The organism is Paraburkholderia nodosa, from assembly GCF_001718195.1.
Taxonomy (GTDB): Bacteria; Pseudomonadota; Gammaproteobacteria; order Burkholderiales; family Burkholderiaceae; genus Paraburkholderia; species Paraburkholderia nodosa_A.
On record NZ_MCNV01000014.1, the window covers coordinates 1 to 13,117 of the forward strand.

The following is a 13,117-nucleotide window of genomic DNA, read 5'->3' on the forward strand; positions in this document are numbered from 1 at the left end:
CGCTCCGAAGAACACTATCGGGTCGCCACCGCATCAAGCGCCCACACTTATCGGCTGTAAATTTTTAAAGAGCAATTCGTCTTAATCGCTTCGTTTTCGTTCGCAGCGATCAGCGAAGGAGGCGAATTATGCGGGTCATTCCGGATATCGTCAAGCGACTTTCGAATATTTATTTTTGGGGTCCGCTACGCCAATTTTCGACAGCTACCGGCACCCACACGAGACAGGTCGCCCCTTCTGTCACCAAATCGGGAACGGCAGCTGCATACGGGTCGCAGCACAATCGAATTCGAGCGCAGTGATGTCGCTATCGATCAAGCGCCGACGGTCTCGACGACGCCTTCGGGAAGCGGCTGGGGCAACCCGACACAAAACCCTTGCGCGTAGTCGATGCCAATCCCGCTGAGGCGACCGATGATCGCCTCGCTTTCCACAAATTCAGCGATGGTCGCCTTGCCGGCGGCATGGGCCACCTGGTGAATGGACTGGACGATCGTCCGATCGAGGTCGCTGCTGGCAATCCCGCGCACGAAGCTGCCGTCGATCTTCAGGTAGTCCACGGGCAGGCGCTTGAGGTAAGTGAACGAGGACATGCCCGAGCCGAAATCGTCGAGGGCGAATCGACAGCCGAGTGCTCGCAGGCTCTCCATGAGCGTAATCGCTTTCGAGAGATTGGTGATCACGGCCGTTTCCGTGATCTCGAAGCAGACGCTTTCGAAACTGATTGCGCAACGCTGCTGCTGCTGCACGATGTACGCGAATAAGTCCTCGTCGCCGAGCGACGCGCCGGAGAGGTTGATCGACCAGACGTTTGCGGCGAGATGGCCCGCCGCAATGGCTTCGAAAGCACGGCCGATCACCCATCGATCGACGAGCGGCATCAAGTTGAAGCGCTCGGCGGCGCCAATGAAGTACGCGGGAGGAATCACTTCACCCGATTCGTCGACCATGCGCAGCAGCAACTCGACATGCACTTCTTCGCCGGGACCGCCCTCCTTAAGCGACTTGATCTGTTGCGCGTAGAGGCGGAAGCGGTCGTGCTCGAGCGCGGCTTTCACGCGGGCCACCCACTCCATCTGCGTATGGGTGGTCGACTGGAGCTGATCTTCGAGGCAATACTGGTGCACGCGGTTGCGGCCTTTTTCCTTGGCCATATAACAGGCGACGTCTGCCGCCTTCATGATGTCCCACGTCGAGATTTGCGCGGCGTCCACCTCCACCACACCGATGCTCACGCCGGTCGTCAGCAAACGCTGGTCCCAGGGTAGCCGGATGACCGTCACGGCCTCCCGCAGATCCTCCGCGACCCGCAGGGCGTCGTCGATGCAGCACTCCGGCAGCACGACGCCGAATTCATCGCCGCCGAGGCGGGCGAGGATATGGGCAGCGCGCAGCTGCTCTTTCAGGGCACCACCCACACTGCGGATCAATTCGTCGCCGGCCGCGTGGCCGCACGTATCGTTGACGACCTTGAACTGATCGAGGTCGAGGAACATCACCGCATGCGGGCGTGTCCCGGCCTTCTCGAGCAAGCTCGAAAGCCGGCGCTCGAATTCGCGGCGGTTCAGCAAACCCGTCAGATGATCGTGCGTAGCCTGATATTCGAGTTCGGCGGCATGCTTGCGCTCCGTGCTCGCGTCTCGAAGCACCATCACCGTGCCCAGCATTTCCTCTTCGTCATCGCGGATCGTCGCCACAGAGCAGGCCACGGGCAGGAGCGAGCCATCCGGGCGCGTCACAGAGAGTCTGCGTTGCGCGTCGTCATCGGCCGCTGCAGCACGGTTGTGCAGACATTGCGCAGTGACGATATTGCCGGACCGCTCGTCGTAGAGATCACAGACGTCGAACAACGGCTTCAGGTAGATATCGCGCGAGGCACGCCCGAGCATGCGCTCGGCGGCGGCGTTGCAATAGGTCACGCTCGCCTGGTTGTCCATGCGGATCACACCGTCGTCGATCGAAGCGAGCGTGGCTTCGGTGAGGCTCTTTTCCTTCGCGGCGGCCGCTTCTGCGCGCTTCAACCCGGAGATATCGAAGAGGCAACCGACGATGCGCGTCGCCCGGCCGCTCTCGTCGCGTATGGCCTTGCCGCGTCCCCGGCACCACAGATATCGACCATCGGCCATTCGCAGTCTGTACTCGACGTCGTAGAGGCTGTCATGCTTCAGATGGTTGATGATGGTCTCGCGCAAACGGAGCAGATCCGCAGGATGCACGAGCGCATTGAACGCGCGGGTGTCCATGGGGAGGTCGCCGTCGCCATACCCGAGTTGCTGATACAGATAGCGAGAATAGTAGGCACGGTCGTTGACCAGGTCCCAGTCCCATAGCCCAGCGTTGATGCCTTCGAACCCGAGGCTGAGACGCTCCTCGCTCAAACGCAAACGAGCGGCGAGTCGCTGGGAGAAGCGCAGCATCGATAGCACAACGCTGCACGCGAGTGCCGCGACGAGCCACGCTATCGCAGCACGGGACTGCTGAGCGAACACGGCCGCCGCAACGGCACTCATCCACATGGGGACGAGCACCACAACGATTCGACCGCGGCGGTTGCCTTCGGTAAGCCAGCTCACTGCGCGTGTGATCAGTCTCATGGCTGATTTAGTATTCTTTTTGGTTCAGCTTCCATGCGTCGCGTGCGCGCGGCACTACGAGACAGAGTCACAGTAAAGCGTGACGGCGTGTATCTGGAAAACGCGCAAACGGAGGAAGGCCCACGGACGGGTGGGTAAGTCTACCTGCTTTCCCTATTCAGATTGAATGGGGATTACCCCCGGAAGTCATTCATGTTCGCGAGAGTATGCATTTACGTTCTCGCGTGTGCGAATGATAGATACGGAAAGACTTGCGAATTCGATTTTGTACCGGCTCGCAAACGTTCGCGAGCCGGCCGTTTTCAGGAATTGAACACAGAGGCCGCCAACGCAGCCTCTGTGCGTCCTCTCGCTTACCGGCTCTGCAGGCGGATATCGCGCGACGAAGCCCCCACATACACCGCGCCGCCAGCAACATAAGCCCAGTCGCTATGCGTCGTGTCCCAAACGCTCTGTGCACGTTCGGTGATCGTCACGCGCACCGGCTGCGACTGACCCGGCTTCAGGAACACCTTCTGGAAACCAACCAGACGACGCGGCGGCTCGCCGGCATAACTCACGCCCAGATAGACCTGTGCCGTTTCCGCACCCGCTACGCGGCCATCGTTGCGCACCGTGAACGACGCTGTGAGCGTATGCCCCGGGCCCTGCTTCACCGTCAGCCCCGAATAGCTGAAGTGCGTATACGAAAGGCCATAGCCGAACTCGTAAAGCGGCGTGATGTTGTTCGCGTCATACCAGCGATAGCCCATGTCCAGCTTTTCGGAGTACACGGGATCGGTCGCGAAGGCGCCGTTCGTCCCCCACGTCGGCGTGTCCTGATCGTGCACCGGGAACGTGACCGGCAGCTTGCCCGAAGGGTTCACCTGTCCGAACAGCACGTTCGCGATCGCCTTGCCGCCGCCCTCGCCCGGATACCATGCCTCGACGATTGCCGAGACCTGGTCCTTCCACGGCATCAGTACCGGATTTCCGCTCTCGATGATCACGATCGTGCGCGGGTTGGCCTTCGCAACGGCCTCGACGAGCTGATCCTGATTCGACGGGTTCGCGAGACTCAGGCTTTGCAGATCGCCGAAGTCCTCACCCGCAGGCTGCGCCACGACGACGATCGCGACATCGGACTGGCTGGCGAGCGTCGCGGCCTGGGTGATCTCCTGCTGCGTATAGGCGCGGAACGGCTGCGTCTGGTCGGTGTTGCCCGCGAAGCTCACCTGCGCCGAAGGCGCGAGCTGCTGGATCGCCTGGGTGATAGGCGTATTGAGCTTGAGCCACGGGTTGGTCCACCAGCCGCAGCCCGTGGACGAAGCGAACGTGAGCCCGCCGCAGCCCGAGAAGTTGCCCGTGACCGGATCGCGCGTATTGCCCGAGCCGCCGCCGCTCAGCACGGCCGTATCGGCGTGAGCGCCGATCACCGCGATCTTGTGCAGGCTCGGGGCCGAAAGCGGCAGCTGGCTGTTGTCATTCTTCAGGAGAACGATGGATTGTTCTTCCGCAGCCTGCGTGAACGCGTTGTACTTCGCGAAGTCGATCGTGGCACCGCCCTGCGCCGGATGGTCCAGCACGCCCGTGCTGATCATCACATAGAGCTTGCGCCGCACCATGTCGTCCAGACGGTCCTGCGACACGGCCTTCGAAGCGATCGCCTGTTTGACCAGATCGGGCGTGAGGTAGACCGTCGGGCCCACGTCCTCTTCCTCGTCGAGACCCGCGTTGATCGCCGGGGCCGTGCTATGCGTCGCGCCCCAGTCCGACTGCACCTGGCCCTGGAAGCCCCAGTCCTTCTTCAGCACGTCGGTCAGCACATGCGTGTTTTCGCATGCGTAGGTGCCGTTCAGGCGGTTGTAGCTGCACATCACGCTGCCCGGGCGCGCTTCCTTCGCCGCGATTTCGAACGGCAGCAGATAGAGTTCGCGCAGCGTGCGCTCGTCGATCTGGCTGTTGCCCCCCTGGCGGCCCGTTTCCTGTTCGTTGCCGACATAGTGCTTGATCGTGGCGATCACCTGCTGGCTTTGCGTACCGATGGTGCGCGCCGCCAGAATTTCGCCCGCCAGCACGGGGTCTTCGCCGAGGTACTCGAAGAGGCGCCCGCCGCGCGGTTCGCGCGCGAGGTTCGTGCCACCGCCCAGTCCCATGCCGAATCCTTGCTCGCGCAACTGGTCGGCTATGCGTGCGCCGAAGTCGCGCGCGAGATAGGGGTCCCAGCTTGCCGCGAGCGCGATCGTCGCCGGAAAGGTCGTGCTCTTCTGGCTCGTGCTGCCGGAGCCCGTTGCGGAATCAACCATATTGAGGTCGGGAATGCCCAGACGCGGCACGCCCTGAATATAGCCCGCGCCGCCGCCCGGCACGGCGCTCATCTGATATTCGGAATGGATGAACTGGAGCTTCTCGTCCTGCGTCATGCGCTTGAGCAGCAGGTCGGCACGAACGTGCGCGCCGAGGTTCTGGGGGATGGCCATCAATGGCATCGGCAACGGATAAGGTACGTCGTTGCTGCTGTCGCCGGCATGGGCGGTAGCGGCCATCGCAATCAGCACGGCGGCGGTGGGCCAACGGGTGATCCTCATATGTCTCTCCGAGAGTTCGAATACGTTATGGAGTACTGATCAGACCGGTAAACAGGTCTGGCAGAACGGCCGGCCGCGTCGGGCACCGGCAGACTTCCTGCGGGGAAACCGGTTTAGTTGCAGCGCGCAAACGTTTGCTTTGATGCATCCGCTTTGGCTTCGCCGGTTGATGTAGCAAAACTCCAAATAATCATATAAAAACTATTGAGTACCCTTACGGGCTTTTATCTCAGTATTTTCCCGGCTGGCGGTAGCTAACACGCATGAAAGGCGCCAAACCGACAGGTAATTGCAAGCTACCGGTAATGTGATTGTTGCGAACGCAACGGAAATTCGGCATTCGATGTGATTTGCATGACGCTCGCGAATGCGGCGCGCCGGCCTGTGAACGCGGCGTGCAGCGCGCATCGCGGGTCGAAAAAAGCTAATCTGTTACGAGGCCTGCGCAAGCGGCGGCGCCGCCCCTGCGCGCGCGAGATCGACATCACTGTAAGGAGTGACCACGATGGAAAGGCAACGCAAGGTTCCCCGAATCGCGTCGGCCCTGCTCGCTGCAATGTGCGCATTCGCAATGGCAAGCAGCGCACTCGCGCAAACGGGCATGCCCCAAACGGAGCAGCAAGGCGACATCTCGTTCGTCTCCGGCGGGGTCGGCCGCGACGAGTCTTCCGCACTGCGGCACGCGCGCAGCCAGTGGCCGCTCTCGATGCTGTTTACCGGCCCCGGTTCGAGCTATGTGGCCGACGTGCACGTGCAGATAACGAACGCTGGCGGCACGTCGGTGCTCGACACGCGTTCGCACGGTCCGTACATGCTCGTGCGACTGCCGGCCGGACGCTACACGATCACCGCCACCTATAACGAGGTAACGAGGACGCAGCGTGTAAACGTCGCCGGCAATGGCAGCGCGCGTGCGACGTTCTCGTTCCCGGGCAAGCACTGAGCACGAATCGTTTCCGGCCGGTCGGGATGGCTCACCAGGGAACGACTCTGGTGCCCGGATCGTTTCTGTGCAACCGCCGTGTGCAACTGCCGGAACAACGGGGAGAACTGCGCGAATCACTCCACTCCGCTGGAATCCACGTTTTCGAGCTGCCGGCAACGCGTGCCGCTGTGATGTCGACGCAATCAATGCCCAGCGGCCCAGGCAACGATGAAATCGATGAATGCGCGCGTTTTCGCGGGCATGTAGTGGCGTGACGGATAGTAGACGTATAGCGGGAAGCGTTCGTCGGGCCAGTCAGGAAACAGATTCACCAGCCTGCCATCGGCAATCAGGGGCTCGGCGCCGAGAAGCAGCATTTGCGCAATACCGGAACCGGCCAGGCAAGCATTGAGCAAGGCGCCCGGGTCGTTCACCGTGAGTCGCCCTTGCGTCGCCAGCACGACGTGCTTGCGCTTGCGATGAAACTCCCACGGATAAGGCTTGCCTGTCTCAGGGTCGCGGAATTCGAGGCACCGGTGAGCGGGGCCTTCGAGATCTTCGGGGCGCAGCGGTCTTCCCCAGCGCGAGAGATAGGCCGGCGCCGCGACCGTCACGACAGCGGTATCGAGCAGCTTGCGAGCAACCAGCGTGGAGGATCGCGGCTTGCCGAATCGCATCGCGACATCGAATCCCTCCGCAACCAGGTCGCCAAGACTATCTCTCGCGATCAGTTCGATCTCGAGTTCGGGATGGGCGTCCATGAACCGGTCGATTTCCGCGCCGAGAATCGCCCGATAGCACACCGGGTCCAGATTCACCCGCAATTTACCCCGCACCGCCGACGCATTGCCCGATGCCGCGATGGCCGCTTCCTCGAGCCCCGCGAGATGCGGAACCACCTGCTCGTAGAAACGGCGCCCGCCTTCGGTGAGCGAAATCGATCGCGTCGTGCGATTGAAGAGCCGGATATCGAGCCGCTTCTCCAGCCTCGCAATCGCACGGCTCACGCCTGGCGGCGACATGCCGAGCACGTCTGCCGCGGCGGCAAAGGTCCCCGCGTCGACAACGGCGGCAAACACGTTGATCGCGCCGGAAATGTTCTCGAGTGTCGTTGTTCTCAATGTCGTCGTTCCAATGGCAGCCGGTACGGCGGCCCCTGGCAGCCTTTGGCGATGATGGATCGGCCATCCGATTCGTGCGCCCGAGTCACTGATGTAGTGCCCTTCGCGGCATTTAGCTTCGGCCGCCCTGCGTCCAGAATGCGTCTCACCGAAACGGCACCAGGCAGCACCTCGCTGCCAATCGTGTTCGGCTTTTTCGACACATTCGTCGTCGCATGCGGAGGGTTTCAAGTGTACGCAATTACAGGCATTACCGGAAAAGTGGGCGGCGCACTCGCCCGTGCGCTGCTGGCCTCTGGGCAACCGGTTCGGGCAGTCGTGCGCGACGCTGCGCGCGCCGCGTCGTGGCAAGCACGAGGATGCGAGCTGGCCACGGCAAGCATGGAAGACGCCGCCGCGCTGACCGCGGCATTCAGCGGCGCGCAGGGCGTGTTCATCCTGCTGCCTCCGCAGTTCGATCCCTCGCCGGGCTTCCCGGAGTCGCGCGCGGTCATCGACGCCGTTTGCACCGCGATCCACAACGCACGGCCCGCGAAAGTCGTGTGTTTGTCGACCATCGGTGCGCAGGCGCAAGAGAGCAATCTGCTCACGCAACTCTCGCTGATGGAGCAGGCGCTCGCCGCACTGCCTGTGCCGGTGACTTTCCTGCGTCCCGGCTGGTTCATGGAGAACGCCGCGTGGGATGTCGCGAGCGCGCGCGACCATGGCGTGATCGAGAGCTACCTGCAACCGCTCGACCAGGCCGTGCCGATGGTCGCGACCGCAGACGTCGGCCGCCTCGCCGCCGAACTGCTGCAGCAGACGTGGAGCGGCACGCGCGTGGTCGAGCTGGAGGGCCCGCGCCGTGTGAGCGCGAACGACATCGCCTCCGCGTTCGCCCGCGTGCTTGGCCGGCCTGTGCGCGCGGTGGCAGTGAACCGGCAGGAATGGGAGTCGCGCTTCCTGTCGCAAGGCATGAAGCATCCCTTGCCGCGGATGCGCATGCTGGACGGATTCAACGAGGGCTGGATCTGTTTTTCCAGGCCCGCCGATGAAATCCTTCGCGGGCATGTCGAACTGGACACCGTGCTCGAAGCGCTGGCAAGCGGTGCGTGACGAAAGGCATTGGCGGGAATGACGCCAAAGTTGGCGGGTTCGGCCGTGGTCCGCCGAACCCGCCTCGTCTAGACTATCGTCGCAAACCGTCACCATCCCTTACCGGAGCGCGAATCATGTTCGATGTGCTGGCAACGATACCTGCGGGCAGCACGACCGCGCTGGACAACGTGCCAGGGCACGCGCTGACGGGCCGCCAGCGCCATCTCGCCGTTGGGAACGAGCGCGCAGTGCGGTATGCGCCCGCCGTCGCCCCCTTTGCGGCAATGACGGACACCACGCCTGAATCGTTCGACGCCTTGCGCGGACTGATCGAAGAGCACGCGCCCGTTGCCCTGACCACGCTGGATGCCGTGGAGCCACCCGACGGCTTCGCGCTGATCCGGCACGCCACGCTGCTGCAAATGGTCTGGCAAGGCGAAGCGCCTGCGCCCACCGCGCTGGAGCACGCGCGGCTAACGGGGCAAGACGTGCCGGAGATGCTCGCGCTGGCCGCCGCAACGCAGCCGGGCCCGTTTGGTCCGCGCACCATCGAATTCGGCGGCTACGTTGGCGTGCGCAGGGAGGGCAAGCTCGTCGCCATGGCCGGCGAACGCATGAAGATCGAAGGCCATACCGAAATCAGCGCCGTGTGCGTGGACCCGGCGTTCCGGGGACAAGGGCTCGCGGCGAGCCTCATGAAGCTGCTGATGGCGGCAATCAGTGCGCGCGGCGAGACACCCTTCCTGCACGTGCTCACGTCGAATCACGGCGCCATTTCCATTTATCGCACGCTGGGCTTTGTCGAGCGCCGCGAGATGCATCTCACGGTGCTCGGCCTCGCGCCATAGAAAGGCCGCACGGTCACAACAGGTCGGAACGCAGTTCCCGCACCCCTCTTCCCAAGCGCTGTCGCAACAGGCTGCGCAGCGTCGCGCCGTCGCCGTAACCGACTTCGGCGGCGATCCTTTCCAGGTCGAGCTTGCCGCTGCGCAGCAGCGACTGCGCGTGCTCGACCCGCAAATCCTGAAAGTACGCCAGCGGCGACTTGCCGAGTACTTCCTGGCAGCGGCGCTGCAATGAGCGCGAGCTCGTCGCCAGCGCCTTCGCGGCGTCCTGCAGCGAGAATCCCGACTTGAGATTTTTTCTCGCCCATTGCTCGAAGCGCTGAATGAGCGGATCGGCCTGCGCGAGATGATTCGGGATGATGTACGGCGCCTGCGACGAGCGAATGTCGGCCAGCAGATAGCGCGATACGAGCGATGCGAGTTCGGGGCTCGCCGAACGGATCAGCCAGAGCGCGAGATCGAGATGCCCCATGGCCGCGCCGGCCGTCACGCCGATATCCGAAGGCACGAGCATGCGCGATTCGTTCAACTGAACATGCGGATAGCGTTGCCGGAAGAACGGCGCGAGCGACCAGTTGGTCGTGGCTTCGCGGTGATCGAGCAGCCCCGCCTCTGCGAGGATGAACGTCCCCACACAAGATGCGCCGATTCGCGCGCCCCCCGCTTGCCATTCGAGCAAACGCGCCATGCCCTCTTCGACGTCCCGGCGCTCGAACGACCGCATCAACTCCTGCGCAGACAGCGTCACCAATGCCGGTACGATCACCCAATCGGGCTTCGCATCCGGCGCGACCGTTTGCACCGGCACCGCGAGGCCGTGAGCCGAGCGCACCCGCTTTCTCACCCCCACGAGCGTGATGTCGAAACGCGGAACGCCGCCCATGGCCGCGGCCGAAAGCTTGTTTGCGACCGAGAACGCGTCGAGCGTGACGGAGAGCCCGGTATCGAAGACGCCGTCGAGAGCCAGGACAGCAATGCGCATGGCGTAAATGCCTCTAAAGTTGTCGTTTGTGACAGTACAGCCGACGAGACCCCAACGATACACTCAATCGCGTTGCAAGTCGCAACAAACATGGATCAAGGAGGTTGTCATGAAGGTTCTCGCCATTGGATCGATCGTCAAGGAACTCACGCCCGCGCAGCGCGACGAGATCATGCCGCACGAAGTGCCGGCCACGCTCAAGCTCTACCTGGACGACAAAATCGAGCAGTACTGGTTTCGCCACGACAAGCCGGGCGTGGTGTTTCTCATGAGCTCGGGCTCGGTCGACGATGTGAAGGCTACGCTGGATACGCTACCGCTTGCCCAGGCCGGCATCCTCGCGTTCGATCTGCTGCCGGTGGGCCCGCTCGCGCCGCTCGGGCTGCTTCTTCAAGGAAAGTAAGCGCTACGCAGGAGGCGCCGTCCACGCATGCGCCATGGGTTGTCGGCGGCCTCCTGGCAGCCTTCTTCTCCTCGCCGGAGATTTCACCTACAACGTACTGATCCGCCGCCTGTTTTCGATGCGCTCCGGCGGCGGGCGCAGAACTTTGGGGAACCTGCAGAACCTGGCAAAGGGAAGAAGGATGAAAACTAACGGTAAAAGCCAAATCGCCCGCGCACTGGTCCTCGTGGCCATCTCGAGTTGCACGGGCTATGCGTACGCACAAACGGCCGCGAGCGCGCCTGGCGAGGCGTCTGCTCAGGAAGGCGCGCCCGCGCAGTCGGGCAGATCGGACAGCGCGCTGGTGCGAGATGTGCGCCGGGCCTTCACGCGCACCACGGGACTGAATTTCGCCAACATCCACGTCACGGCGCATGAGGGCGTCGTCTCGTTGACGGGGTCGGTACCGCACAAATCGCAGATAGCGCGAGCCGGCGACGCGGCCGGGTCGGTGCGCGGCGTCACCTCGGTGTCGAACCACTTGACCGTGCGGACCGCCCGCGGCAGCGGACCTTGATTGGGCGGACTCGGCAGCGGGCTCAGAACCGGCTTCGATCGGCCGCACAGCAGGATCGTCCTATTCCCGGCGCGCGCGTCCTGTCAAAGTGAGTCATCGAATTTCGATCAAGGAGCCCGCCGTGTCCGGCCAGACTGCGTCCTCTAGCCTCGTCTGCGAGACTTTCACCGAATCCGACATCGAGGGCGCCCACGCGCTTTCCCTGCAATTCCGTTGGCCCCATCGTAGCGACGACTGGCGTTTCGCCGCCGCCGCGGCCGGGCACGGCTACGTGGTTCGCGAAGGCACGACCGTGGTGGGCACAGCGCTGTGCTGGCCGTGGGGCGAGCATGGCGCGACGCTCGGGCTCGTGATCGTCTCGGCCAACCAGCAAGGCCGCGGCATCGGCCGGATGTTGATGGAGCGCCTGCTCGAAGCGCTGGGAACGCGCATGACCGTGCTGCACGCCACCGAGGCAGGTCAGCCGCTCTACGAAAAGCTCGGCTTCAGGAAGATTGGGCTGCTGCATCAGCACCAGAGCGACAGTTTCGCGGCGCCGATTGTCGAGCCGCCGCCGGGCGAGCGTTTGCGTCCACTCGAACCGGGCGATACGCCGCGCCTCATCGAACTCGCTTCCCGCGCGAGCGGGCTCGACCGCAGCGCACTCGTGCCGCCGCTGCTCGATGTGTCCCAAGGCGTCGCGCTGGTGCGCGGCGACACGGTGCTCGGCTTTGCGCTGTTGCGCCCGTTCGGCCGCGGCCATGCGATCGGTCCGGTGGCCGTCGCCGCCGACGATGGATTGCACATGCAGCGCGCCAAAGCGCTGATCGCCAACCGCCTCGCCGCCAACGCGGGGGCCTTCACGCGCCTCGATACGCCCGACGAACACGGCCTCGGCCCCTGGCTCGAATCGATCGGCCTCGCGCGCGTCGACACGGTCGTGAAGATGTCGCGCAACGGCGCGCCGGCGCACGATCCTGGCGTGCTGCAATTCGCCATCGTCAATCAGGCGCTAGGCTGACTGCGCAAACCGACCTCATGACGCTCCTCTACAAAGCCGACCCCGAGCGCGGCAAGCAATGGGCACAGCTTTTCGCGCACAAGGCTCCCGAGATCGCTTTTCGCCTGTGGCCCGATACCGGCGACCCCGCCGCTGTGCGCTTTCTCGCGGCGTGGCAACCGCCCGAGGACCCCGCGCGTACGCTGCCCAATCTCGAAGTGATCTTCTCCGTGGGCGCGGGCATCGACCAGTTCGATCTTTCCGGCGTGCCGGAGCACATCGCCGTGGTGCGCATGATCGAGCCGGGCATTGTCGAGGGGATGGTCGAGTACGTGACGCAATCGGTCCTGACCATTCATCGCGATCTGTTCGACTACGCCCTGCAACAGCAGCAGCGCGTATGGCGCGCCCTGCCCGTACGCGCCGCCGCGTCGCGTCGCGTTGGCGTGCTGGGGCTCGGCATGCTGGGCAGCGCGGTGCTCGAACGCCTGCGCCTCTTCGGCTTTGCATGCGCGGGCTGGAGCCGCTCGCCGCGCGCCTTGCCTGGCGTGGAGTGCTACGCGGGCGCCGAGGCGCTCGACGCCTTCCTCGCGCGCACCGATATCCTCATCTGCCTGTTGCCGCTCACCGAAGCCACGCGCGGCCTGCTCGACGCCTCGCTCTTCGCGAAGCTGCCGCAGGGCGCCTCGTTCATCAACGTCGGACGCGGGCCGCAAGTGGACCAGCAAGCGCTGCTAGACGCGCTCGATCGCGCGCAACTGCGCAATGCGATTCTCGATGTCGCGGACCCCGAGCCGCTGCCGCCGGAGCATCCGTTCTGGACGCATCCGCGTGTGCGCCTCACGCCGCACATTGCCAGCGCCACGCGGCCCGAAACGGCCGTCGATGTGGTGCTCGACAACATCCGCCGCCACCGCGACGGCTTGCCGATGCTCGGCCTCATCGACCGCACGCGCGGCTATTGAGTCTCGTGACGGCGCAGAGGGCGCAGCACAATATGCTGCGCTCCCCGATCAAAACGCCACAAACACGCTATTTCGCGAATTAATTGGCGAAACGCGCACCGGT

The 13,117-nt window shown here is 63.9% G+C and carries 11 protein-coding genes; 7 read left to right on the forward strand and 4 right to left on the reverse strand.

What is annotated here, in order from left to right:
• Positions 1–314: 314 nt before the first annotated feature.
• On the reverse strand, positions 315–2,594 hold the full coding sequence (locus BFD71_RS22580; RefSeq protein WP_069266550.1) for an EAL domain-containing protein: 2,280 nt from the start codon (positions 2,592–2,594) through the stop codon (positions 315–317).
• Between the two features lie 353 nt (positions 2,595–2,947).
• Positions 2,948–5,161, reverse strand: a complete 2,214-nt coding sequence (locus BFD71_RS22585; protein ID WP_069266551.1) for a glycoside hydrolase family 3 C-terminal domain-containing protein — start codon at positions 5,159–5,161, stop codon at positions 2,948–2,950.
• Between the two features lie 505 nt (positions 5,162–5,666).
• On the opposite strand from BFD71_RS22585, the gene BFD71_RS22590 reads away from it, so the two are divergent.
• Positions 5,667–6,104 carry a carboxypeptidase-like regulatory domain-containing protein gene (locus BFD71_RS22590; protein WP_069266552.1) on the forward strand — a complete coding sequence of 146 codons (438 nt, stop codon included), beginning with the start codon at positions 5,667–5,669 and terminating at the stop codon, positions 6,102–6,104.
• A 185-nt stretch (positions 6,105–6,289) separates the two neighbouring features.
• Here the strand turns inward: BFD71_RS22590 and BFD71_RS22595 are convergent, their stop codons facing one another.
• Positions 6,290–7,207 carry a LysR family transcriptional regulator gene (locus BFD71_RS22595; protein ID WP_069266553.1) on the reverse strand — a complete coding sequence of 306 codons (918 nt, stop codon included), beginning with the start codon at positions 7,205–7,207 and terminating at the stop codon, positions 6,290–6,292.
• A gap of 231 nt (positions 7,208–7,438) precedes the next feature.
• Between BFD71_RS22595 and BFD71_RS22600 the strand changes: the two genes are divergently transcribed.
• Both BFD71_RS22600 and BFD71_RS22605 read left to right on the forward strand, forming a co-directional pair.
• Positions 7,439–8,302 carry an NmrA family NAD(P)-binding protein gene (locus BFD71_RS22600; RefSeq protein ID WP_069266707.1) on the forward strand — a complete coding sequence of 288 codons (864 nt, stop codon included), beginning with the start codon at positions 7,439–7,441 and terminating at the stop codon, positions 8,300–8,302.
• A gap of 116 nt (positions 8,303–8,418) precedes the next feature.
• Positions 8,419–9,132, forward strand: a complete 714-nt coding sequence (locus BFD71_RS22605) for a GNAT family N-acetyltransferase (RefSeq protein WP_069266554.1) — start codon at positions 8,419–8,421, stop codon at positions 9,130–9,132.
• Positions 9,133–9,145: 13 nt separating this feature from the next.
• Here BFD71_RS22605 and BFD71_RS22610 read toward each other — a convergent pair whose 3' ends face one another.
• Positions 9,146–10,111 (reverse strand): GlxA family transcriptional regulator, encoded by a 966-nt coding sequence (locus tag BFD71_RS22610; protein WP_069266555.1) that lies wholly within the window; start codon positions 10,109–10,111, stop codon positions 9,146–9,148.
• Between the two features lie 109 nt (positions 10,112–10,220).
• Between BFD71_RS22610 and BFD71_RS22615 the strand changes: the two genes are divergently transcribed.
• The 4 genes from BFD71_RS22615 (at position 10,221) to BFD71_RS22630 (ending at position 13,014) form a co-directional block, all read left to right on the forward strand.
• Positions 10,221–10,514, forward strand: a complete 294-nt coding sequence (locus tag BFD71_RS22615) for a hypothetical protein (RefSeq protein WP_069266556.1) — start codon at positions 10,221–10,223, stop codon at positions 10,512–10,514.
• A gap of 34 nt (positions 10,515–10,548) precedes the next feature.
• Complete coding sequence (locus BFD71_RS22620; protein ID WP_256094882.1) at positions 10,549–11,070, forward strand: BON domain-containing protein; 522 nt, start codon at positions 10,549–10,551, stop codon at positions 11,068–11,070.
• 121 nt (positions 11,071–11,191) lie between these two features.
• Complete coding sequence (locus BFD71_RS22625) at positions 11,192–12,070, forward strand: GNAT family N-acetyltransferase (RefSeq protein WP_176732939.1); 879 nt, start codon at positions 11,192–11,194, stop codon at positions 12,068–12,070.
• A 17-nt stretch (positions 12,071–12,087) separates the two neighbouring features.
• Positions 12,088–13,014: a 2-hydroxyacid dehydrogenase gene (locus tag BFD71_RS22630; protein ID WP_069266557.1), complete on the forward strand. Its 927-nt coding sequence runs from the start codon at positions 12,088–12,090 to the stop codon at positions 13,012–13,014.
• The last annotated feature ends 103 nt before the right edge of the window (positions 13,015–13,117 follow it).